This is a genomic window from Rhizobium oryzihabitans (genome assembly GCF_010669145.1).
In the GTDB taxonomy this organism is placed as follows: domain Bacteria; phylum Pseudomonadota; class Alphaproteobacteria; order Rhizobiales; family Rhizobiaceae; genus Agrobacterium; species Agrobacterium oryzihabitans.
Genome location: NZ_CP048633.1, coordinates 88,450 through 110,700, shown reverse-complemented (window position 1 = coordinate 110,700; position 22,251 = coordinate 88,450). Strand labels below are relative to the sequence as shown.

General features: G+C 57.5%; 18 protein-coding genes and 4 pseudogenes. 8 read left to right on the top strand and 14 right to left on the bottom strand.

Going from position 1 to position 22,251, the window contains the following annotated elements; genetic code table 11:
- Positions 1–16: 16 nt before the first annotated feature.
- Positions 17–1,555 (top strand): IS3 family transposase, encoded by a 1,539-nt coding sequence (locus G3A56_RS16680; protein ID WP_011983001.1) that lies wholly within the window; start codon positions 17–19, stop codon positions 1,553–1,555.
- 100 nt (positions 1,556–1,655) lie between these two features.
- Here G3A56_RS16680 and G3A56_RS16675 read toward each other — a convergent pair whose 3' ends face one another.
- The 7 genes and pseudogenes from G3A56_RS16675 to G3A56_RS16645 form a co-directional block, all read right to left on the bottom strand.
- Positions 1,656–2,636, bottom strand: a complete 981-nt coding sequence (locus G3A56_RS16675; protein WP_164056715.1) for a L,D-transpeptidase family protein — start codon at positions 2,634–2,636, stop codon at positions 1,656–1,658.
- A gap of 109 nt (positions 2,637–2,745) precedes the next feature.
- On the bottom strand, positions 2,746–3,657 hold the full coding sequence (locus tag G3A56_RS16670) for a PhnA-like protein (RefSeq protein ID WP_164056714.1): 912 nt from the start codon (positions 3,655–3,657) through the stop codon (positions 2,746–2,748).
- A 143-nt stretch (positions 3,658–3,800) separates the two neighbouring features.
- Positions 3,801–4,655 carry a YsnF/AvaK domain-containing protein gene (locus G3A56_RS16665; RefSeq protein WP_164056713.1) on the bottom strand — a complete coding sequence of 285 codons (855 nt, stop codon included), beginning with the start codon at positions 4,653–4,655 and terminating at the stop codon, positions 3,801–3,803.
- 33 nt (positions 4,656–4,688) lie between these two features.
- A complete protein-coding gene (locus tag G3A56_RS16660; protein ID WP_164056712.1) occupies positions 4,689–5,060 on the bottom strand; it encodes a YsnF/AvaK domain-containing protein in 372 nt (123 codons plus the stop codon).
- A 245-nt stretch (positions 5,061–5,305) separates the two neighbouring features.
- Positions 5,306–5,737 carry a thermonuclease family protein gene (locus G3A56_RS16655; RefSeq protein ID WP_425503365.1) on the bottom strand — a complete coding sequence of 144 codons (432 nt, stop codon included), beginning with the start codon at positions 5,735–5,737 and terminating at the stop codon, positions 5,306–5,308.
- Positions 5,738–5,834: 97 nt separating this feature from the next.
- A complete protein-coding gene (locus G3A56_RS16650; RefSeq protein ID WP_164056711.1) occupies positions 5,835–6,254 on the bottom strand; it encodes a protoglobin domain-containing protein in 420 nt (139 codons plus the stop codon).
- Between the two features lie 17 nt (positions 6,255–6,271).
- Positions 6,272–6,616 (bottom strand): annotated as a pseudogene (locus G3A56_RS16645) (Tn3 family transposase); the annotation flags it as partial.
- A gap of 25 nt (positions 6,617–6,641) precedes the next feature.
- Here G3A56_RS16645 and G3A56_RS16640 point away from each other — a divergent pair.
- Positions 6,642–7,359 (top strand): annotated as a pseudogene (locus G3A56_RS16640) (IS6 family transposase).
- A 438-nt stretch (positions 7,360–7,797) separates the two neighbouring features.
- On the opposite strand, the gene G3A56_RS16635 reads toward G3A56_RS16640, so the two are convergent.
- A complete protein-coding gene (locus G3A56_RS16635) occupies positions 7,798–8,463 on the bottom strand; it encodes a GntR family transcriptional regulator (RefSeq protein WP_164056709.1) in 666 nt (221 codons plus the stop codon).
- A 120-nt stretch (positions 8,464–8,583) separates the two neighbouring features.
- Here G3A56_RS16635 and G3A56_RS16630 point away from each other — a divergent pair, with 120 nt between their 5' ends.
- From G3A56_RS16630 to G3A56_RS16610, 6 genes and pseudogenes are all read left to right on the top strand, one after another.
- The gene (locus tag G3A56_RS16630) at positions 8,584–9,246 is read left to right on the top strand and encodes a flavin reductase family protein (RefSeq protein WP_113382787.1); all 663 of its coding nucleotides are present in this window, start codon (positions 8,584–8,586) and stop codon (positions 9,244–9,246) included.
- Positions 9,247–9,305: 59 nt separating this feature from the next.
- Positions 9,306–9,584, top strand: a complete 279-nt coding sequence (locus G3A56_RS28990; protein WP_246231367.1) for a hypothetical protein — start codon at positions 9,306–9,308, stop codon at positions 9,582–9,584.
- A complete protein-coding gene (locus tag G3A56_RS16625; RefSeq protein ID WP_246231365.1) occupies positions 9,581–10,624 on the top strand; it encodes an MFS transporter in 1,044 nt (347 codons plus the stop codon). Before G3A56_RS28990 ends, G3A56_RS16625 begins: the two co-directional genes overlap by 4 nt.
- A 447-nt stretch (positions 10,625–11,071) precedes the next feature.
- Entirely contained in the window at positions 11,072–12,100 is a 1,029-nt protein-coding gene (locus tag G3A56_RS16620) for an IS110 family RNA-guided transposase (RefSeq protein WP_164056708.1), read from the top strand.
- Between the two features lie 441 nt (positions 12,101–12,541).
- Positions 12,542–15,519 (top strand): annotated as a pseudogene (locus tag G3A56_RS16615) (Tn3 family transposase).
- A 116-nt stretch (positions 15,520–15,635) separates the two neighbouring features.
- A complete protein-coding gene (locus tag G3A56_RS16610) occupies positions 15,636–16,151 on the top strand; it encodes an FAD-dependent oxidoreductase (RefSeq protein ID WP_164056707.1) in 516 nt (171 codons plus the stop codon).
- Positions 16,152–17,086: 935 nt separating this feature from the next.
- Here G3A56_RS16610 and G3A56_RS16605 read toward each other — a convergent pair.
- The 6 genes and pseudogenes from G3A56_RS16605 to G3A56_RS16585 all read right to left on the bottom strand — a co-directional run bounded on the left by G3A56_RS16605 (position 17,087) and on the right by G3A56_RS16585 (position 22,247).
- The gene (locus G3A56_RS16605; RefSeq protein WP_164056706.1) at positions 17,087–17,926 is read right to left on the bottom strand and encodes a sugar phosphate isomerase/epimerase family protein; all 840 of its coding nucleotides are present in this window, start codon (positions 17,924–17,926) and stop codon (positions 17,087–17,089) included.
- A 130-nt stretch (positions 17,927–18,056) separates the two neighbouring features.
- A pseudogene (locus G3A56_RS16600) lies at positions 18,057–19,492 on the bottom strand (FAD-dependent oxidoreductase).
- Between the two features lie 108 nt (positions 19,493–19,600).
- Positions 19,601–20,389 (bottom strand): amino acid ABC transporter ATP-binding protein, encoded by a 789-nt coding sequence (locus G3A56_RS16595; protein WP_164056704.1) that lies wholly within the window; start codon positions 20,387–20,389, stop codon positions 19,601–19,603.
- On the bottom strand, positions 20,389–21,312 hold the full coding sequence (locus G3A56_RS16590; protein ID WP_164056702.1) for an amino acid ABC transporter permease: 924 nt from the start codon (positions 21,310–21,312) through the stop codon (positions 20,389–20,391). The genes G3A56_RS16595 and G3A56_RS16590 overlap by 1 nt, the downstream gene beginning before the upstream one ends.
- 90 nt (positions 21,313–21,402) lie before the next feature.
- The gene (locus G3A56_RS29335) at positions 21,403–21,633 is read right to left on the bottom strand and encodes a type 2 periplasmic-binding domain-containing protein (protein WP_425503364.1); all 231 of its coding nucleotides are present in this window, start codon (positions 21,631–21,633) and stop codon (positions 21,403–21,405) included.
- Positions 21,609–22,247 (bottom strand): transporter substrate-binding domain-containing protein, encoded by a 639-nt coding sequence (locus tag G3A56_RS16585; protein ID WP_281357774.1) that lies wholly within the window; start codon positions 22,245–22,247, stop codon positions 21,609–21,611. The genes G3A56_RS29335 and G3A56_RS16585 overlap by 25 nt, the downstream gene beginning before the upstream one ends.
- Positions 22,248–22,251: the final 4 nt, after the last annotated feature.

Sequence of the window (22,251 nt, the reverse complement as noted above, 5' to 3'; positions counted from 1 at the left end):
ACCAAGGAGGTAGTTCATGTATTCCTACGCAGACAGACTTCGAGCGGTTGAGCTCTATATCCGGCTTGGCAAGCGGCTTAACGCGACCATTCGCCAGCTGGGATATCCCACCAAGAATGCGCTGAGAGGCTGGTACCGCGAGTACCTACAGCATCTCGACCTGCGTACTCAGCCGGTAGCGCGAGCGCCAAAATATTCAGAGGCTCAGAGGCAGGCGGCACTTGAGCACTTTCGCACCCATGATCGTTGCATCTCTGCGACGATGAGGGCGCTCGGCTATCCCGGTCGAGGAACTCTAACCGCATGGGTTCGTGAGGCGTTTCCGGAGGCGCGGACATCGATGGTCGGTCGATCGTGGCACCCTGGCTATTCCGAAGAGGTCCGGCAAGCGGGGGTCATCGGATTATGCAGTGGAGATGAAAGCGCTCAACAGGTAGCTGACCGACTGGGCGTCTCAAGGCCGACATTGTACAGCTGGAAAGATCAGCTACTCGGTCACGAGGCTCCCTCATCCATGAAACGCCGCAAATCCAACCCCAAGCTGCCTGAACGTGAAGAGCTCGAGCGACAGCTTGAAGCCCTCCAGCGTGATGTCCGCCAGTTACAACTCGAGCATGATCTCCTGAAGAAGGCCAACGAACTCCTAAAAAAAGACCTGGGCGTCGATCTGCAGATCCTGAGTAATCGGGAGAAGACCCAACTGATTGACGCCCTTAAGGAAGTTTATCGCTTGCCAGAGCTGCTTGCCCAGCTTCGGATTGCCCGCAGCTCCTACTTCTACCATCGCGCCCGCATGTGCCTGGCAGACAAGTATGCCGCCGTCCGCCACAGCCTAGCTGAGATCTTTGAAACGAACCGTCGTTGCTACGGTTATCGACGACTGCAGGCGTCGCTGGCCAGACAAAGCGTGGTAATCTCGGAAAAGGTTGTCCAGCGATTGATGAAGCAGGAGCAATTGGTCGTTGCCAAGCCGCGTCGACGGCGGTTTGGATCCTATCTGGGAGAGATCAGTCCAGCGCCCGAGAACCTGATCAATCGCGACTTCCATGCAGAAGCGCCGAACGTGAAGTGGCTGACAGACATCACCGAGTTCCAGATCCCAGCAGGCAAGGTGTACCTTTCGCCCATCATCGACTGCTTTGACGGCATGGTCATCAGCTGGTCCATCGGAACCCAACCGGATGCAGGTCTCGTCAACACCATGCTGGATGCAGCCATCGAAACCGTCGCCAACGGCGAGGAACGGCCAATCATCCATTCTGATCGCGGAGCCCATTATCGATGGCCCGGCTGGTTAACCCGTATCAGCGAAGCAAGACTGGTTCGCTCGATGTCTCGAAAGGGTTGCTCGCAAGACAACGCCGCGTGCGAAGGGTTCTTCGGTCGGTTGAAAACCGAGCTCTTCTATCCACGAGACTGGAAGGTCATCACGATCGAGCAGTTCGTGGCAGAGGTGGACGCCTACATCCGATGGTACAATGAAACGCGCATCAAAATATCACTGGGATCACTCAGCCCGGTCGAATATCGTAAGAGCCTCGGCCTGAGCATTTAAAACAGTCCAACTTTTTATCCGCACCCCCTTATGCGCCTAACCGGCTCACTTCTGCGTGGAAACCAACACTCTGCGCTCCTCTACTGGCGGTGAGCCAGAGCTAATCGACGAAATCAACCACGACGCCCGGCTTGACCATTCCGGCCAGTTCCTCGACGTCCCAGTTGGCCAACCGGACACATCCATGCGATCCGACCTTGCCGATCAGTTCCGGCTCAGGCGTGCCATGAATGCCGTAGGTCGGCTCTGTCAGGTCGATCCACACGGTACCCACAGGACCGTTCGGCCCGCTCGGCAGTTCAAGGATCTTCTTGTTGTTGCCCTGCTGGAAATTGATCTTCGGGTTGTAGGTGTAGGTAGGCATTCGTGATACGCCCTTGACCTTGTGCATACCGGTAGGCGAGGGGCTGTCCTCGCTGCCGATCGTCGCCGGATACACCGCGAGCAGCGAGCCGTCTTCGGCGAAAGCGAAGACCTGCGCCGCCTTGCGGTGAACCTCGATCCGCTTGACCGATCCGGTCCTCGCAGCGCCGGGAATGGCGACAGCGATCGTCTCGCCCGGCTTGAAGGCCGCCGTCGGATTGAGTGCCTTGATCAGCGCGATATGCATGTGGAAACGTTCGGCCAGCCTTTCCGCAATGCTGGTATAGCCGAGATGCTCCATCCTGGCCTGTTCGGCATAGTCCTTCGGAATGCTCTCGACGATATCCTTGCCGTCCTCCTGAGTGATGGCATAGGCCTGGATCGCCGGGGCCTCATCGGTCAAACGGCCCAGTACGTCGGGATCGAGCTTCCCATCGACTGGCACACGTTGAAGCGCTTCGAAACCGGCAATCGCTTTCGTCAGGTTGTCGCCGAAATAACCGTCGATGACGCCGGGTGATGATCCGGCGCGGTCGAGCAGCACCTGCAGATGCACGATGGCTGGATTGGGCTCAGCCTGTTTTTCCGCCGGCGCCTCGATCGGAAGGGACGCGATCGCCGAGGTATTGACGGCTTGTCCGTCGATCGGCGCTGCAAAGGCTGGGGAACAGAGCGTTAGAGCGGCAGTCAGTGAAAGGTACCGAAGGGCATTCTGCATGGAGGCTACCGATAAGTTGGGAGAGCCTCTCCATCACGCGATGAAGAGGCTTCTTTAGATAGAGGCCAAGGAAGGAGAAAGGCCGCCGTTTCCAGCGGCCTTGATCTTGTCAAATCGTGCGGCGAGTGGTGGTTTCCGCCAGAAGCAAAGCCTTCTTAGTTCCGAAGGAGCCACCGAACCAGGCTGCGACAGCCCCGAGCAGGAGGGCGAAGAAGCCAAGGATCGCGCCGGCGGAAACAGCTTTTGTGGCCGTCTGGGCGGCATCGAGCGCCTGCTGCTTGGCGGCAGCAATATTGTCGCGATAGGTCTTCTCGTACTGCTCGACCTGGGTGCGAGCCTGTTCGACCGGGATATTCTGCGCCTTGGCAATCGCGTCAGCGGCGCGATTGCGGGCATCGGCAGCCTTTGCCTGGTCACCGGTGACCGCAGCCTGAACGGCCGAAACGGCTGCATCACGCAAGGCTGCCGGATCATTGCCGCCAGATGCGTCGCGGATCTGCTGTTCGATCCCGGCCATCGGGTTGGCAGAGGTCGCAAGGGCAGGAGCTGCCGCCGTGGCAGCAGTCGCCGCCGTCTGACCGACGCCACCGACAATGCTCGACAGACCGCTGAATGCGCCACCGATGAGAGCACCGACCGACGTGGTTAGCAGATAGAGGATGACCAGGGTGGTGACGGCCCAGGTGGTTACGCCCTGATACCCGCCGGTCGAGCGGCTTGGACGGCCGGACAGGCGGCTGGCGGCATAACCGCCGACAAAAGAAGCGATGATACCGGCCACCACAAACCACGCGCCACCGGCGATGGAAAAGGTGCTTGCATTCGGGTTGTCATAGGTCGCCGGATCGATCACGGCGGCGCCAATTCCGACGCCCAAAAGATTGAGGAGGAACTGTGCGGCAAGTGCCAGAACAACCCCGGCGAAGATCCCGCCCCACGACACCTTATGCAAAGTGGCCGTGAGGGAGGGATCGACATAAGCGGCTTCGCGGGAAACTTGGACGGAGACAGGTTCGGTCATGGTGCATCCTTTTCATCACGGGAACGTGAGTGTCACACTAACGCCGCAATTGCCGTTCGGTTCCAGTACCACAAGAGACAAAAAAGGCCGGCGATGGGATCGCCGGCCTCGAACTGCAGCTAGATCAAACGAAGAGCCTTCCATTAGTCCTTGCGGACGATACGGTCGGATCGTTCATCTTCGACTTCCACCTCGGTACGACGGACGCTGTCGCTGATGGTTTCCTCCCGCTGCTCGGCGGTCTTGCGCAGCGCGATCTCTTCGACAACGCGCGCATCCTTCGAGACGACAGCCTCTTCATGGTGCTCTTCTGCCTCGATCGTACGGTCGACGAAGGCGTTCTCCGTTCCGGTTACCGGACGGTCGACCGTGCGGCGCTCGATGCTGACATTTTCGTCGCGCAGCGATACCTGTTCGCTGACAGGATTTTCGACCACATAGGAGCGGACACGCACCCGGCCATGGTTGAGGTCGCGCTTGCCGACGCGAAGCTCTTCCTCGACCACCGGTATGACCTCTTCACGGCCGGCATCCAGGGCTGCCGTTCCGGTTGCGCCGGCACGATTGGCGGAAGCGCCATACGAACTCACGGTCTCCTGCTGGTTCCAGCCTTCCGAGCGCCAGCTCTCAGCGCGCTGATCGAGATCGATGCTGCCCTCGTCATCGAGGATGTCAACGACCTTGTCGTAGTAGGCGGCGCTGACGTTGCTGACCGTTACCAGATAGCCACCGCGGCGAAGACCTTCGGAGTAGACGGCGCGATCCTCGTCAGGAAAGAAGAAGTCCTCGAGCTTCTCCCAGAAGCCCTTGTGTTCGGGTGCAACCTCAGTCGAGGTAGCAGACTCTTTGCCGGCGACGACGCGAATGCCGTCGCGGGCAATCCCGGCTTCGGCAAGGCGTTCGACAGCGGCGTCCGCATCGCTGCGGTTTTCGAAGAACGCCGTCACTGTGTTAGACGACGAGGCGCTATAGGACGATGTGGTTTCGCTGTAGGTCATGAGTTTCTCCTTTTTTAAGATTGGTGATTTCGATTAAGGATCAGTCCGCTCGACGGTGGCGCGCTGCTTGCGCAACTCGACCGGAATGGAAACGTCCTCGGTGGTGGCGACGCGGCGGATGTAGATCTCTTCGACCAGCATCAGACGCTTCTCGACAACGAGGACCTCCTCCATCACCGGGACGATCGTCACGTCACCGTCCGTGCGGACGGAGGGGGCTTCTTGCACTTCACGTCCAATCGGGACCCGCGTCACCTCGACATTCTCGCTGTCGAGGCGCGCCTCCGCATTTTCGGTGACAAACTCGGTTTTCGTGCTGATGCGAACGCGGCCGTCTCTCACGGCAAGCTTGTCGACGACAAGCTGTTCTTCGATCAGCGAGAGTTTCTCTTCGGGCTCGGTCATCCGTATACCAGGATCGTTTCGACCAGCATTGAACGCTCGGAATCCAACCTTGTTCCTTGGAAAAGGTTGCGCGTCGCCAACGGCGCAAAAATTGCCCGAGGCCGGAACAAAGTATTGACGCAGTGATTTTGTCGCTCACGAAATCATGAAGACAGAATCGCGCGATCCGAAATCGACGTCCAATGAGAGTTTTGAATCGCCGGGGGCTCACCGATTCATGACGTTGATCCGTCGGGCCACTTCAATCACACCAGCCGCGACGTGATCCCTCCCACTTTCGGGCCAGGCCTTCGGCAATAAGGATGTCGCCGACAGATCGATCCCGCGATAGACGACCTGAACTTCCGACCGAAGCGGTCCTCATCTCTCGTTGTGCGCTTGAAGGAGAGCGGTCCCGAGTTGAGGATTTCGAGCAGACGCTGCTTTGCAGCCATGCCGCGCTGGCGTTCACGTTCGCATCTAGGAGGGCTCAGTTCCGGCGTGTCGATATCGGCAATCCTGACCTTCGTGCCGCGGAGCCAGAATGTATCTCCATCAACGACGCAGGTTACCCTTTGCCCGCTCCCGCAAATCGAGAATGTCTGATTAGAAGTCATCAGTTGCTGGGCTGACCCCGCGTTCGCGAAGCCACTGGCTGTCACGATGGCGATGGCGACGAAGACCGGGGAAGCTTTCAATTTTTGTTTTCCTCATATTCAGTCGCAAGATCCGTCACACTTGTTGCAGGCTGTTTGTTGGCTTGCTTGTGAAACCGGTTCTCTCCGACACAAGCCTTCATGTCGTCCCGGCGGAACCAGACGGCGCGCCCGCATCGAAGTGGCGAACAATTCCGTCCATCATCATCGCATATCCGCCGATATACCATCGTGGTTCAAGTCCCAGTCGCGCATGCGTCAGTCCGACAGCGGTGACACCCGCTAAATATTCGGCGTCGAACTTCGCGCTGGCGATCGTGTTCCAATGCGAGACCTGCCGGTCTTTGGCGTGTTTGACGTGCTCGCTGCTTCTGAAGAATGCTGCTGTCTTGGGATTCTTTGTAGCCTTGGCGTAAAAGCGGTCGAGGGTGCCGTCCAATGCCTTTGCGATCGTTTCGGAGAGCGCCGACAGCGCTTTCTTTTCCTGCTGCCCTATACCAACAAAGTCGAGCCTCTCGTCGAGATGGCTCCTCTCGGAATGATGGGGCTCCGTGGGCATTTCTGCAATAATACCCGCTAAGGGAAAGCGAAGTTGTTTGGATTGAAACGGTTAGCGCGGATCGGCCTGAAGCGTTCGAGGGGTCGGTCAATTTCGTTCCAGAGATAGTCGCCGGTGAGTGCGATATGCGCCCAGGGAACCGGTGCGACCTGGGAGAGCAGCTCAGCGGGAATATCGATGCCCTGGGCGCGGACATAATCGACAGCGCGGCTGAGATAGACGGTGTTCCACAGGATAATGGCGTTGACGACGAGGTTGAGACCTGACGCCCGATAGGCCATGGTTTCCGCCACGCGGTTGCGCAGCTCGCCAAGCTGGTGGAGGAAGACCGCCCGGGCAAGGGCGTGACGGGCGTTGTCACGTTGTTCGTGGCTTAACGGTTGACGGATAACCGGACGTGATGAGCACGCCGACCATCAGCTACAAGAACCACCGTTTCTCACCGCATATCATCGCCCATGCCGTCTGGCTGTATTTCCGGTTCCCGTTAAGCCTGCGGCTGGTGGAAGAAATGCTGCTGGAGCGCGGCATTGTCGTGTCCTACGAAACGATCCGGCGCTGGGGCCGGAAATTCGGTGCGGCCTACGCAAAGCGACTGCGCAGAAAGACGCCGTCGCGAGAGGATATCTGGCATCTGGACGAAGTGGTCGTGACGATCGGCGGGCGAAAGCATTGGCTTTGGCGAGCCGTCGACCAGGACGGATATGTTCTCGACGAGATCGTGCAGACCCGTCGAGACACCAAGGCTGCCAAGCGATTGCTGATCAGGCTGCTGAAGAAGCAAGCCCTCGCGCCAAAGAGGATTGTCACCGATAAACTGCGTTCATACGGGGCGGCAAAGCGAGATGTGATGCCGGCCATTGAACATAGATCACACAAGGGCCTTAGCAACCGTGCGGAAAATTCCCATCTGCCGCTGCGAAAACGAGAACGAGTGATGCAGGGCTTCCGATCCGTCGGCAGTCTGCAACAATTTGTCCCCGTGTTTTCAGCGGTTAGAAATGATTTCGTCCCGTCGCATCAAAAACACTCCGCCCTCGCCACCCACATTCATCGGATCCGCGCCATGGCGCACTGGAAGGCCGTGACCGGCGCAACTGCCTGAGTTTAACTGAAAGTGCTTCGTCCGGCCTCAGTCGAACAACGTGACAACGCCGGTAAACCACCTGCTTGTTGGCGTTGAGTTGTGGATCCGGGCTTGTGAATAACTGGTCCGCATTTTGGGAGGCGATCACCGGCTCCTGAGCAACAGCCGATGACGATGCGACCGCAACGGCAAGGAGGCTGGCTATAAACAAAGACTTCATGATCTGTCCTTCTATGAATTTTTCGAGAATGGTGATCCGACTAGGGCACTTTCTCCAATGCAATATGTGCGCAGGTTAACGAACGCTGTCGCCAACCCCAAACGCTCCTGGATAGAGGAAGGGGCGGAGGGAAGCGTACACCTGCGCTTTCCGGTTCAACCGTCATGCTCATCCTGCAATCTGCGCTCTTAAACCAGCATAGACTGCAGGGCCGGAATACCTGCCAGCGCGCCTTGTCACCAAGACTGGCTGTCTCGCTTGCTGACCCTCTGCGAAATAACGCTCATGGAGAATTTCACCAGATAATCATTGAGATCGAGTGAGGCTGTCCCAGCTTCTTTGGCATCTCTCGCACAGATTGCCCTGAGTATCCGCTGGTGAAGGTGTTTGCCTATATTTACCTCTTCCACTGAGTCCTGAAGATGCATAAGCCAGAATCTCCGCGACCTGGCCTGTAGGGGAGACATGAGATCCTGCAGAAAAGGATTGCCCGCGGACCTGATGATAAGGGTATGCGTCAAGCGGATCGTCTCGGTGTATCGCTCTAACGTATAGTCACCGTCCAGTGCATCCGCGAGTGCTTGAATGTCCTTGATATCTGCACTAGTGGCCCGCTCGCAAGCAAGAGTGACTGCCAGCAATTCGGTTGCACGACGAACCTCTAGTCCACTGAGTTGATCCTCCACGGATATTGGCGGGACTTCTATCCCGCGGTTCGGGTGAATGCGTAGCATACGATTGAGCGCCAATCTTTGGATGGCTTCACGAACGGGCGTTCGGCCCAACCCCACGAGCTCCATCAGTGTCCTTTCGGACACCATTGTTCCAGGCTTCAATTCGCCGCGTTCGATCACGCCTTGCAAGATTTCAACGGCCTGATCGGATTGGCTGGTCACGTTCATTTCTCCTCCTCGCAACTCGATTCACGGTCTCCTCTACCATATCTGCAAAATACTGTTGCTCTGCAACCGATATATCAGTTATATGCGAATGATATTTCGAATCGTGAATGGAGGATTACTATGAAATATGCACCACACATCGAGCCCAGCCCCTTGCCTTTTTCGCCATTCAAAAGCTGCACCGTGCCACGGCCGATAGGCTGGCTTTCGAGCATTAGCGTCGACGGCACCGAGAACATCGCGCCTTACAGCCAATGGCAGAACCTAAGCTTCGACCCACCGATGGTGATGTTTTCAGCGAACCAGTATCCAGACGGACGCCGCAAAGACACGGTCGTGAATGCCGAGGAAACGGGATGGTTCGTCTGGAATATGGCGACCTACGACCTGCGGGAGGCTGTCAACATAAGCGCCATGGCGCTGCCGCCGGAAGAAAGTGAATTCGACCGGATGAACGTTACTCGCGTCCTTGCGGATAACGCTCCTGTCCCCATGGTCAAGGAGAGCCCGGTAAAGTTTGAATGCCGCTACATGAGCACGCATCGGCTTAAGGGAAATTCGCCCGTCGGAACGATCGATATTGTATTCGCGCGGGTTGAAAAAATTCACATCGACGATGCCGTGATCCTTCCGGATGGCAAGCTCGACATCAAGAAAATCCGTCCCATCGCCCGCCTCGGATACTTCGACTACGCCGTCATTGACAGCACTTTCGAAATGCGTGTGCCAGGGTCCGATGAGGCCGCGAAATACGGGCTGGAAGGCAGGTCCGAATTCAAATGAATTCCACGTCGATAAAACGCTCAGGTTTGCAGTAACCGGCGTCAATAAGGGGAACTATAATGATATCAACAAATCAGACATCTCAGGAGCAGAGGATCGACCGGGGAAAAATCCGCGATTTGCTCGCAGTTAATTTCGGCAATACGCTCGAATGGTTTGACTGGACGATCTATACGATCTTTGCGCCTTTCTTCGCCATTCAGTTCTTTCCTTCGAGCGATCCAACTGCGGCACTGCTTGCCGCATTGGCGGTCTTCGCAGCCGGATTTCTGACACGACCGCTGGGGGCTTTATCTTCGGCCTGTATGCTGACCGCGTGGGTCGCAAGCAAAGCTTGACGCTTGCAATGCTGGTAACCGCAGGCGGCAGCCTGTTAATCGCGTTCACCCCAACCTTTGCCAGCATTGGCATTTTCGCATCAATTATTCTGCTTGTTGCAAGACTGGCTCAAGGTATCGCCCATGGTGGCGAGATGGGAACTTCCGTCACTTATCTTGTCGAGCGGGCGCCACGAAACCACCGCGCACTCTTCGGCAGCACCTCCTGGGTCAGCGTGGTTTTCGGAACCATGCTGGCCACCATTACCGGCCTCATCATCAACGGGTATCTCGACCGAGCTGAAATCGTTGAGTGGGCATGGCGGATTCCCTTTGCCCTTGGAGGCGTCCTTGGTCTGTACGGTCTCTATCTGCGGCGCAGGCTGAACGAAACGGAGACTTTCAAGAAGCAGGAGGCTGAGACAGAGCGCTCCGAAGGCAAGTTTGCCGCGCTGCTGCGCAACTGGCGCGGCGTCGCCGTTGTGTTCGGCCTGTCGGCGGGTGGATCCATCATGTTCTACACCTGGCTGATCTACAGCCCGACCTATGCACAGGTTGCCCGCGGACTCGATCCTCAGTCTGCACTCAAAGCAAGCCTCATCGCGCAATGCGTATTTTTGCTGGCGATCCCGCTTGTCGGATGGCTTGCCGACAGGTTCGGACGCCGCCTCTTCATTATTCTCTTCGGTATTGGTTTCATCGCGCTGACGCTTTATCTCGACGGGCTTATCGACAACACATTCGGTGGCCTTCTGGCGGCCATGATCTGCGCGCTTCTCATCGTCGCCTGCCTCTTTGGCGTGAACACCGCGGTGTGGACCGAGGTTTTCCCCACCAATATCCGAGCGACCGGTGTGAGCGGGCCACTTTCCCTGGCAACCGCAATCTTCGGTGGCACGGCACCCTACGTAAACACCTATCTTTCACAGACAGGACATCATCAGTGGTTTTTGTACTATCTGATGGCGGTGGCCGGCATTACCCTGCTCACTGGCCTACTTGTTCCCGAGACGAAATACCTGGAACTCGACCGGCCGGATACGGGCATGCTAGAGAAATGACCTATAGATAAGCTGATCCAACGAAAAGTCGGCTTAATTCAGCCGGCTTTTCTTTTATTCGATATGCGCTTTCAACGCGCTGCGGCTCCTGAACGACAGCGCTTATGTCCGGCGCAGCAAGTGGAAAATGCTGCCCAATACCGCGCTTATTTGACCCGTCGCACAGAGGCTCCAATCGCAGTCTAAGTGCATGCGAATTGACGCGGAGTGCGCGCGTCGCGTTGGTTTCCCGCTGAACAACGGCTGACGTGAACGAAAAGAGTGTATTCAAGCCGCCTGCGCTCCGTCTGAGATGAGGAGTATTTCCCGAGATCGACTTTCTCGGCCTGCTGCCAGAGGAAATCTTTGGGGCCAGAACAAGATGGGGTGGTTGCCGTCCTCCCCTCACGGCATTGCAATATGCCAAGATGATGTGGTTGTAGCCCACAGGACGGAGAAGACGAGAAAATGAAAGACACGATGATCGGGGTGGATCTGGCAAAGAGTGTTTTCGTGCTGCACGCAGCAACGATGACGGGCGAAGTACGGTATCGAAAGAAATTGTCACGAGGACAGTTTCTCCGCTTCCTGTCGGAACAGCCGCCAGCGATTGTGATTATGGAAGCCTGCGGTAGCGCCCATTACTGGGCCCGTGAGTTGGTCAAAGTGGGGCACGAGGTCAGGCTGATCGCTCCGCAATATGTCCGCCCTTTCGTGAAGCGCCAGAAGAACGACGCCGCCGATGCTGAAGCAATCGTCATCGCGGCCCGTCAGCCCGAGATGCGTTTCGTCCCTCCCAAAACTGCGGATCAGCAAGCTCGAGCGGTTCTGTTCCGGGCGCGCGAGCGGATTGTCCGCCAGCGAACGGAATTGGTGAACGCTTTGCGTGCTGTTCTCTATGAATATGGCCAGGCCATTCCACAGGGCATTGCTCACATCCAGCGCATTGAAGCGATCGTTGAGAGGGCTGAGATCGACCTGCCTGAACTCGTGCGGGAGGAGTGCCGTGATCTTTTGGCTCAGATAGACGAGAAGACAGCCCGGATTAAGGAGAAGGCCAAGAAGCTCGTGGACCTGTCTCGGCAGAGCGGAATCGCGCATCGACTTCAAACGATGCCTGGCGTGGGTCCGTTGGTCGCACTGGCGGTAGAAGCCTTCGCGCCAGCGATGGAAAATTTCCGGTGCGGCCGAGATTTCGCAGCCTGGCTTGGTCTCGTTCCCCGACAATTTTCGTCGGGCGAAAAGGAACGACTCGGCCGGGTATCGAAGGCCGGACAGGCCGACATTCGCAGACTTCTGATCATCGGTGCGATGACCTGCGTAAGTTGGGCGGGTCGCAAACCGCCAGTGCACGGATCGTGGCTTTCACGGATGCTCGCAAAGAAGCCGAAGATGCTGGTGGCGATCGCACTTGCGAACAAAATAGCGCGGAATATATGGGCCATGCTGACGAAGCAGGAAGATTATAGAGACCCGGCACTGGCAATTATGGCGTGACACGGAACCGCTAGGATAACCAGGACCGGCTAGGAGGTGTGAGAAGTCGATGACCCGAATGGGCGCATGATCGAAACGATCTGGATCGGGAAAACCAGTACTGCTCTTGGAGCCACGAGCTCGGGAACAAGATTTGGGCCGGATCCGCAGATCACCATACCGGCCAGCGGCCTCTGAAAGTGCCGCAAAGAAAGGCCTGACAGAAGACCGCACTCGATCACACCTCAAAAAAGGTCAGAAACTACTTGCGCAACGGACGGCAACCACAGAAGAGCAGTCCGAAATCCTACGCTAAGGCCGAACGAAACCGGAACGATGCAGAGATCGGATGTGCAACATCCGATCTCTGTGGATTACCGCCGAAATGCGCCAGTTTTGATTTCCCTGCCCGGCCCGACTCGACAACGCTTCACGCAGGTTGGTCGTTAATGGAGTCGGGCGATGGCAAAGCGCAAGCTTCTCAAAGATCAAGATCGCCGGAAGCTGGTCGATATCCCAGTCGACGAGGACAGCTTAATCCGCCACTATTCGTTATCGTTAGGGGATCGCCTGGAGATCGAACTGCGAAGACGTAATCACAATCGGCTCGGCTTTGCCGTCCAGCTATGTCTGATGCGATACCCGGGTCGAGTGCTCGGAGCAGAAGAAACTCCGCCTCGTGCCATGCTGAAATATGTTGCGGATCAGATCGGCGCCGCTCCAGACGAGTTTTCTCTCTATGCACGTCGTGAAGAAACCCGTCGGGACCATATGGCGCGCCTAATGGTCTATCTGGATACGCGGAGCGCGACGCTGCAAGATCGCCGCGCCGCGTTAATGGCGTCAATTCAAGCGGCAACCATGTCCGATGACGGTGCTGCGATAGCTAGCTCTGCTATCGCAGCGTTTCGCGAACGCGGAGTTCTTCTTCCGGCGATCGACACGATTGAACGCATCGGCCTTGCTGGCCGTGCCATAGCCCGGCGCTGGGCAGAAAGAACTCTGATTGAAGACATACCACTCGATAGGCTTCAATCATTGGATAGGCTGTTAGAGGTTGACCCGTCGATCGGCCAGACGCGCTTTCATTGGCTGCGTTCGGCGCCAGAAGCGCCGGCTGTGTCGAACCTCGTCGGGTTGACCGAGCGAATAGCTTTTCTGCGGCAGCTGGAGATCCGTCCGGAACTGCAGGTGCGGGTATCATCCGGACGGTGGGAGCAGATGATCCGGGAGGGCAACGCAACGCCAGCCTGGCTTGCCAGCGACTTCAACGCCAGCCGTCGCTACGCTCTGATAGTGGCTCAAGTCATCAAGCTTTGTCAGAAGCTCACGGATGATGCGGTGACGATGTTCATCAAGCTGATGGGCAAGCTGTTCTCGCAAGCCAACAATCGAAAGAAGCAGCGGCAAATGGACTGCCGAGCGAATACTGCCAAAGCGCTGCGCATGTTTCTAGATACGATCACCGCCCTGCAGTCCGCCAATGACTATGGTCGGAACGCATTGGATGTTCTCGACCAAAAAGTCGGCTGGCACCGACTGCTTCGGATGAAGCCTGAGCTCGAAACGATGGTCGACGACAACGAGGCGCCGTCGTTGATCGTTGCATCTGAGCAATATGCGACCGTCCACAAATATGCCGGCGCGTTCCTCCTAGGCTTCACGTTCCGCTCAGCGCGTCGCCACGATCCGCTTCTAGCGGCAATTGCGCTGCTGAAACGGCTTTATGCCGAGAAACGGCGAACACTCCCGGATCGCGTACCACTCACCCACCTCTGCCAAACTGATCAGCGCGCCTCATCTTCGATCAGGGAAAACCCAATCGTCGTCTGTAGGAGGTTGCCACGCTCGCCGTTTTGCGAGACCGGCTTAGATCTGCCGAAATTTGGGTCGATGGTAGCCGATCTTTCCGGCCGATTGACGAACATCTGATGCCGCGGTCGACATTCATCACGATGAAGGAAGAGGATCGTCTCGGTTTGGGGGTCCAGGGCGACGGCGCGCAGTGGCTCGCCGAAGCGCGTCAGATGCTTGAGTTCAACCTGCACCGCCTGGCGTATAGAGCACGATCCGGAAGTCTCGAAGGAGTTCGTCTTGAGGCTGGAACGTTGATCGTCACACCAACCGTCGGCGACGTCCCGGCGGCAGCCGAGGAATTGAATGCCAAGGTCAGCGATATGTATCCATTGGTCGAGGTTCCTGACCTCTTAAGAGAAGTGCATGAATGGACCGGCTTTGCGGATCACTTCACGCATGTTCGCACCGGCGACGTCCCAAAAAATGTTTCTGCCATGCTCGCTGGTGTACTGGCCGATGCGACAAATCTCGGCCCGAAGCGGATGGCAGGCGCGTCCAAAGGGATCAGCGCTCACCAGATTGGGTGGATGCGTACATTCCATGCTCGATCGGAAACCTACCGCGCGGCGCAAGCGTGCATCACCGATGCCCACACCCAGCATCCGTATTCCCGCCTTTGGGGGAACGGCACAACGTCATCTTCCGATGGCCAATTCTTCCGGGCGAGCGACCGAGCTGCAAAGCGCGGTGAAATCAACTTGCACTACGGCAGCGAGCCCGGATCGAAATTCTACAGCCATCTATCAGATAAATACGGCTACTTCAGCATTTTGCCCATCAGTCCGACCGAGAGCGAGGCGGCCTATGTGCTCGATGGGCTCTTTGATCAGGACACGATCCTCGACATCCGTGAACACTTTACCGACACAGGCGGAGCCAGTGATCATATCTTTGGGCTATTCGCCTTAATCGGAAAGCGTTTCTCACCGCGACTGCGCAATCTCAAAGACCGGAAATTCCACACGTTCGAGAAGAGTGGTGCATATCCGGCTCTGTCGAACCACATCGGGGCCCCGATCAACGCCAATCTGATCCTCGATCATTGGGACGACCTGCTCCATCTCGCGGCGTCTGTCACGACGCGGGCCGTGGTGCCATCTACGATCCTCAAGAAACTGTCCGCGTCTCCGAAGCAAAGCCATCTCGCAAGGGCGCTCCGCGAACTCGGCCGTATCGAAAGGTCGCTGTTTATGATCGAATGGTACTCAAGTCCGGCACTCCGGAGGAGATGCCAAGCCGGTCTCAATAAGGGTGAGGCCGCCCATAAGCTGAAACGCGCCGTGTTCTTCCACGAGCGGGGCGAAATCCGCGACCGGTCGTTCGAGAGCCAGGCGTTCCGCGCGTCTGGCCTCAACCTCGTTGTCAGTGCGATCGTCCATTGGAATACTGTCTATCTCGACCGTGCGATCGCACAGCTGAAGCGAGAGGGTCGAGATATTCCTGATACTCTGTCGAAGCACATCTCGCCGCTTAGTTGGGAGCACATTAATCTTACTGGCATCTACACCTGGGATGCCGAGCATCAGATGCCCAACGGATTTCGATCGCTCCGCCTTCCCCCCGGGCTACGGCGGGTCGCATAAGTTCTTATTTCGTTCGCCCTTAGCGTACGGTTTCGGACTGCTCTTGTTCTGGCCCCACGTTTGACGGCAATGAACTTTGTCTCAGTGTGTGGGATGCGCTGGGCAATCCATCCGCCATGGCTGATGATATCCTTGTCTATGACGGGACGGGTCGACACCCGGCGCCTTCCGTGGCGGTTCAACTGGCGTCGGCCGGGAAATCCGTGACCTTCGCGGCACTCGATCCCATCGTGGCCCCTGAAATGGAGGCCCACTCCCAGATAATCTATCGCAAGAGATTCGCCGAACTGGGGGTACAGACCTTGCTGGAATACGAGATCGTTCACGTGTCTCCGAACGGCGACCGGTATGACGTGTCGCTAAGACATTTGTTGACCGGACAAGGTCTGGTTCTGGCCTGTTCTCAGGTCGTGGTGGAAAACGGGACTTACCCGATAACGGATGTGTTCGATGAGCTTCGTCCGCTTTCTGCCAATGATGGCAGGACCAAGTTGTCTTCGTTAACCGGCCCAGCCCCGCTTCGCCTGCGACCCGACAACGGGTTCGAGCTGCACCGGATCGGCGATGCCGTAACCAGCCGGTCGGTTCACGCGGCGATGCTCGATGCGGTCCGTCTGTGCATTCAGTTCTGACCTGCCGATCACACTTACCGCCCGGCATCCAGACGCATTACAAATCGATAGCAGACATCGCCCGTCACCATCCGCGTGAAAGCGTTTTCGATATCGTCCGGTTCGATGATCCCTATGTCTGACGCGATATCCCTCTCGGCGCAGTTTTGACTGGCTAACAAGAGCATCGGCAAACCGTCGCGCCTTACACGGATTGAGGATAGAAACCGCTAAGCTGCGGCTGAGCATGAAATATTCGAAAGCCCTGTACGAGCTACTGGTCGGTTCGTAGATGATGCGCTCGACGGCACCCATCCATTCGAGGGTAGCGGCAACCCCCTTGTCGTCGTCGGCGGCGTGCTGCCAGCTCCCATCCTGTTGCCGATGCTGGTCGATATGGTCTTCCGATATATCTGCACCGATAATAATATTAGTCATCTTTTCCCTATCCGATGCTTGTCCTCCGGGCCAAAAGCTCGGGTATCCGTTCAGGACGATTGGAAAAGCTGGATGTGATTACCCTCCAGCTCGCCCCCGAAACGACCTCGTTTTTCACGATCCATTACCCATTTGGGAAGAGAATGACCGCCCTCTTCGACGCTCCTTTATCTCACGAAGAAGCAGTGATAGGCATAAGGCGAGTATTTTCTTCCCAACATCATTTGCCTGATTGAAGCGGCGCTCCTAACCGCCAATGACGAAGGCCAACGCCATCAACAATCGAGGCGGAAAACATCTTCAAATTATATCAACAAGCCTGATCATGGGCCGACTTCACAACCAAAACTACTCCGGTTTGACGGTCGTTGCAGGCAAGATAGCTGTGCGCGTAGAACAAGCGTAACTGTCGAACATTCACGTCTTGCATTACGTATAGACATTCAAATGCCGTAGCAGATATCAGGAGCTGGCGCTTGAGTGACGGGTTTCTTGTTTGTCTACCGCCGAATAGCCGCCTATGCAGACCTGAGCGCCTTGCGCATGGCTTCGACGCATTGCTTTAGCGGCGGGGTGGGGTCGACGTTATATTTCCAGTTGGTCAGTTCCACCGTCAGAGACCCGTCATAGTTCTCTTTCCGCAGAAAGGTGACCAACTTGTCGAGGTCGATGACGCCATCACCCCAGGCAAGGTGGCTACCACCAGCGTCGGAATCGGTAAAGTGCACATGCGCAACGCGACCGGCGAGATGGGTGAAGTAATCCTCGGGCGTCTCATGCGTCATTATCGCGCCGGCAACATCGTATACCGCGTGAAGCGCGGGGCTCCCGAGTTTGTCCATCAGTTCCCGGATTTCCCGCGCCGAGCGAATGATATTTGCGAATGAATCCGGCAGCGACTCCATCCAGAGATCGATGCCGAGTTTCTGCGCGCGATCGCAAAGAATGCCCATGGAATCGATGCAGCGTTCCAGTGCCTGCTCCACGGGTTCGTCGCGATAGCCACCGCCTGCCGTTACCAGAAGGGCTGGTGCCCCGCATTCGATGGCAAATTCCATCGACTCCAGAAAATAGCGCACGGAGCGGTCGCGCAACTCCGGTTCTTTCGCAGAGATGTTGATCGGGTAGATGCATTGCTCCGGCGTGAAAGCGACGATGTCAAGACCTATTCCACGGGCTTTCTGCCCCAGCGCCCGCGCATCGGCCAGCGTTTTATCGCCGATATAGAAATGCGGCGCGGCGGCCCAAAGTTCGATGCGCGAGACCCCGGCATCACACACATCGGCCAGAAATCTGTCCAGCGTGTGCCGCACGTAGTGGAAATTCATTACGCTTATGCTGCGCTCATCAATTGCCATTATCTATTCTCCATATACCAATGCGACGGATCGTCGTTCACAAGAATGTCGCTATTCACTTTGCGCTTCGGTGTGCCGCGTCGTTGCGGATTGAGATGTCCGAAATCTGAATTCGGTTATCGTTTCTTCGTTAAAACCGGCAATTTGCGTCGCCACTTCTTCCGGGCCCCATCCAAGATGGGGCTGCAAGCCCTGCGGCCGTTTCCAGATGACAACGGCCGAGATCCGGTTCCCAGCCGACGGAAAGGCGGCTTCGGAGGATGTCTGCGGGTGTACTGGCGTGTTCGTTCATGACGGCGTGAGCCACCGACGCTTCGGTGACCTGATCCATATCCGGCAGTGGCGGCGATGGGGCGTCGGGCGGACGCGGCGAGCCGGAAGGCTTCAGCCGGCGCGCAACGGCGCGTGTGATCCGTCGCCCTGCTTCCCGATGGGTTATCAGCAGGCCATCGGTAAAGGTGAAGACATTCGGCGGGCCTTCATCGGTGAGGTCGTGCTCGCGAACGGCAGGCACAGAACTCTTGCCGTCCGGAGCAAGGCTGCGCGGCCTGACACCCGCCCAGGCATAGAGGACATCCTCCCGTTTCAATCCGAAACCTGGAAACAGGCGGTCGAACTGATCGAGTATGGTGGCGATTTCCGCTTCGGTGGCGCGAAACCCTTCGAGACCGCCATCCGATTGCGAATCCCACGGGCCGATATAATGAAGCTGGCCCAGGGGGGCAGATAGAACGGTGCTCCCGCTGCGGTTACGGTCTTGAAACCTATGCCGCGCAGCCTTTCCGGCAGGCGCGCGACAATATTCGTACCTTTTTCGCCGGTGTTTTTGCGGATATGCGGTGCACCGGCCAGAGCCGTGATCTCATCGATCCAGACACCGGCACAATTGACAACCGCGCGAGCCAGAACGTCGCGCGACCGGCCAGCGGCCTTCAGCGTCATCCGCCAGAGTTCGCTCTCGCGTGCGAGACCGGTTACGGCGGTATGGTTCAACGCCTCCATGCCGATCGCACGAGCCTTCATGACCGTCTCGACCACGATGCGCTCCGGCCAGTGATACTGGTATTCAGTGAAACTCATTGTACCGCGAATGTCTTCGAGCCCGGCCATGCCCTGAAGAGCCGGATGTGTCCGTGCCTCTTTGGCCGAAAGGGTGTTAAAATTGAGCAGCGCCGCGCCTCCGTCACTCGCTGCCATCAAAAGGAAAGCGAGCTTTGCCTTCCATCGCGGAATGGCGTTTTCTGGCATCAGCGGAATGATGAAGGTTACGGGCCTTACCCGTTCCGGCGCCACACGCACGAACTCTGCCTGTCCCCGCATCGAGCGGCGCATGAGGCTGAGGCACTCGATCTCGTCAAACGGTCGAGCCAGGGAGGCTGCGATTGATCCGCTGGCGGCGGAAAGATAACCGAGCCCGCAATGCTGCAACCGCGACGTCCTGCTGGAAGCGCCCGCACCATAATAGTCGCGTTCGACCAGAAGTGTGCGATAGTCTGCCGCAGCCAGATGCTGGCCGGCTGCGGCGGCAATGATGCCGCCGCCCACAACCACGGTGTCGTAAATCATCTGGGTCACGCTCAATTCCCACAGGTCAATTCCAACGAGGTCTTCCAAAGCGCATCCACATAGTCGCGGATGCGCTTCGGCGCTTCGGCGCTTCGGCGCTTCGGCGCTTTACGCAGCAGCCAGAACCCGCGCCAGAAACGCCTGGGTGCGCTCGTGCTGCGGGCGCGTCAGGACGTCTGCCGGCCGGCCTTGCTCCACGATCACTCCCCCATCCATGAAGATCAGGTGGTCAGCAACGTCTCGCGCAAAACCCATTTCATGGGTGACGACGACCATGGTCATGCCATCGTCCGCAAGCTGGCGCATTACAGCAAGAACCTCGCCGACAAGCTCCGGATCGAGTGCCGAGGTCGGCTCATCGAACAGCATGACGTCTGGCTTCATTGCCAGAGAGCGGGCAATGGCGGCACGCTGCTGCTGCCCGCCGGAGAGTTGGGCGGGATAGTAAGCCGCCCGCTCCTTCATGCCGACGCGATCCAGAAGCACTATAGCCTCCTCCACCGCCGCACCACGGGACATGCGCTTGACCAGTACCGGAGCCTCAATCACATTTTCAAGCACGGTCTTGTGTGGGAAGAGGTGAAAGCCTTGAAACACCATGCCCATACGTTGTCGTTGACGGGCAAGCTCGTTGAAACTCATCTCATAGAGCTTGTCGCCTTTCCAGCGCACACCGACAGGTTCCCCGTTCAGGAAGATCGCGCCGCCCGTAGGCCTCTCGAGATAGTTCAGGCAGCGCAGCAGCGTGCTCTTGCCGGAGCCGGACGGGCCAACGATGCAGGTTACGTCGCCACGCATGACCGCGACATCAATCCCGCTTAACACCTCATGTGTGCCGAAACTCTTGCGCAGCTTCTCGACCTTCAGCAGAGGCTCGACGCTAGTCTGGTCCTTCATCACAAAGCCTCCCGCTGACGTTTGAACAGGCGAGCGGGCAAAAGCCCGCCTGCTTTCTTCGCACCTGCACGGTGTTCGGACTTCAAGCGGTGCTCGACGGCATGCTCGATAACCGTCAGCACTGTCGTCAGGACGAGATACCAGATGGTCGCGACCAACAGCAGCGGCACAGTCTGATAAGTGCGTGCATAGACCATCTGGGCGGAATAAAGCAGGTCGGGCAATGCCAGCACGGAGACGAGCGACGTGAATTTCAGCATCGAGATCGTATCGTTGCCGATGGGCGGAATAACGATACGCAACGCTTGCGGCAGCACGATGCGGCGAAGCGTCTGGCCACGCGTCATGCCAAGCGTTGCGGCAGCTTCCGTCTGGCCCGCGTTCACGGCCTGTATGCCGGCACGGATCATTTCGGCGGCATAGGCGCTTTCGGTTAAGGCGAGGCCCATGATGGCCGCACTGAATGGCGTGATGAGCTGGTTGGTGTTCCAGGAGACAAGCTTCGACCCGTCGAAAGGAATGCCGATCGAAATCTCCGGCAAAAGCAGCGCCAGATTGTACCAGAAGATCATCTGAACCAACGGCGGCACACCGCGGAAGAACCAGATCCAGCCCCAGCTCACGGCTTGAAAGACGCGGCTGGTCGACAGGCGCATGATGGCAAGAACGATGCCGATCCCAAGACCGAGCACCATGGCAAGGACCGTCAGCAGCAACGTCATGCCGAGACCGGAAAGGATCGCAGGGTTGAACATATATTTGGCGACCACGCCCCACTGCATGTTCTTGTTGGTGACGAGCACCTGCAGGAACACTATGGCAAGAATGGTCAGAGCCACGCCGCCGATCCAGTGGCCTATTTTAGGCACCGCGATGGGCTTCAAGTTGAGGATCGAGGGACGCTCCGGCGATTTTTCAGACATCTTTATTCCTTGCTGCCGATCCTGAGCTGTCTGCTTCGGCCCGGATGACAATCCGGGCCGGGATACGCTTTTGCAGCCGGTGAAACTGCGTCAGAGATCAACCGGGTTTTCTTCCGTGATCAGCAGCGCCTTGCTCAGCATGCCACTGTCGTTCAGACCCCACTTGGCCATGATCTTCTCGTAAGTACCGTCGTCGATCAGCGATTGGATCGCGTCCGTCAGGACCTGGCCGAGCGGATCGCCCTTGCGCACGCCGATGCAGCTGTTGACAGGAGACAGAACCAGTTCCGAAACCTTCAGATCGCCGGTCTGCGTCGCCATGTAGCTGAGCTTGACCGAGCCGCCGACGGTGGCTTCGGCGCGATTGGAACGAACGGCAAGTTCAGCCTGCGCCTGCGTGGCGTGCATCTGCATGACGATCGGCTTGTCCTTGCATTCATTGGCGTTGAGCTTTTCAAGGAGCCCGATATCCAGGAACCGTTCAGAACCGCTATCGTCAGACCGCAGGCATCGGAGGCGGACTTGACGGCGAGCTTGCTGTTTGCCGGGTAAGCGAACGAGGTGCCGATCCGCCGCTGGGAAACGAAATCAAGCGTCTTCAGCCGCTCGGCGGTTGTGCCGAAGGAGGAGAAGCCGGCGTCGAAACGCTTGGACTGAAGCCCCGGAATGATGGCATCGAAGCTTGTACCCTCGAAAGTGAAGGGAACGCCGAGACGTACTTCCATCTCCTTGGCGAGGTCCACGCTCCAGCCCTTGAGCTGGCCATCGGCATCAAGATACTCATCGGGCGCCCAGTCGTTGAAGACCGCAGCCTTGATACCATTATCCTTGTATTCCTGCGGCAGTGCATCGCGCAGAGCGGGAATGACGTCCGCGAATGTGCTCACCGCCGTCAATGCGCTCAGGACACACCCGGCCAGAATGGATTTGAACATGACA

Bases quoted from the DNA above. Each gene is read 5' to 3' on its own strand.
- G3A56_RS16680 (WP_011983001.1), top strand. From the start codon at position 17: ATGTATTCCTACGCAGACAGACTTCGAGCGGTTGAGCTCTATATCCGG.
- G3A56_RS16675 (WP_164056715.1), bottom strand. From the start codon at position 2,636: ATGCAGAATGCCCTTCGGTACCTTTCACTGACTGCCGCTCTAACGCTC.
- G3A56_RS16670 (WP_164056714.1), bottom strand. From the start codon at position 3,657: ATGACCGAACCTGTCTCCGTCCAAGTTTCCCGCGAAGCCGCTTATGTC.
- G3A56_RS16665 (WP_164056713.1), bottom strand. From the start codon at position 4,655: ATGACCTACAGCGAAACCACATCGTCCTATAGCGCCTCGTCGTCTAAC.
- G3A56_RS16660 (WP_164056712.1), bottom strand. From the start codon at position 5,060: ATGACCGAGCCCGAAGAGAAACTCTCGCTGATCGAAGAACAGCTTGTC.
- G3A56_RS16650 (WP_164056711.1), bottom strand. From the start codon at position 6,254: ATGCCCACGGAGCCCCATCATTCCGAGAGGAGCCATCTCGACGAGAGG.
- G3A56_RS16635 (WP_164056709.1), bottom strand. From the start codon at position 8,463: ATGAACGTGACCAGCCAATCCGATCAGGCCGTTGAAATCTTGCAAGGC.
- G3A56_RS16630 (WP_113382787.1), top strand. From the start codon at position 8,584: ATGAAATATGCACCACACATCGAGCCCAGCCCCTTGCCTTTTTCGCCA.
- G3A56_RS28990 (WP_246231367.1), top strand. From the start codon at position 9,306: ATGATATCAACAAATCAGACATCTCAGGAGCAGAGGATCGACCGGGGA.
- G3A56_RS16620 (WP_164056708.1), top strand. From the start codon at position 11,072: ATGAAAGACACGATGATCGGGGTGGATCTGGCAAAGAGTGTTTTCGTG.
- G3A56_RS16610 (WP_164056707.1), top strand. From the start codon at position 15,636: ATGGCTGATGATATCCTTGTCTATGACGGGACGGGTCGACACCCGGCG.
- G3A56_RS16605 (WP_164056706.1), bottom strand. From the start codon at position 17,926: ATGGCAATTGATGAGCGCAGCATAAGCGTAATGAATTTCCACTACGTG.
- G3A56_RS16595 (WP_164056704.1), bottom strand. From the start codon at position 20,389: ATGAAGGACCAGACTAGCGTCGAGCCTCTGCTGAAGGTCGAGAAGCTG.
- G3A56_RS16590 (WP_164056702.1), bottom strand. From the start codon at position 21,312: ATGTCTGAAAAATCGCCGGAGCGTCCCTCGATCCTCAACTTGAAGCCC.
- G3A56_RS29335 (WP_425503364.1), bottom strand. From the start codon at position 21,633: ATGGCGACGCAGACCGGCGATCTGAAGGTTTCGGAACTGGTTCTGTCT.
- G3A56_RS16585 (WP_281357774.1), bottom strand. From the start codon at position 22,247: ATGTTCAAATCCATTCTGGCCGGGTGTGTCCTGAGCGCATTGACGGCG.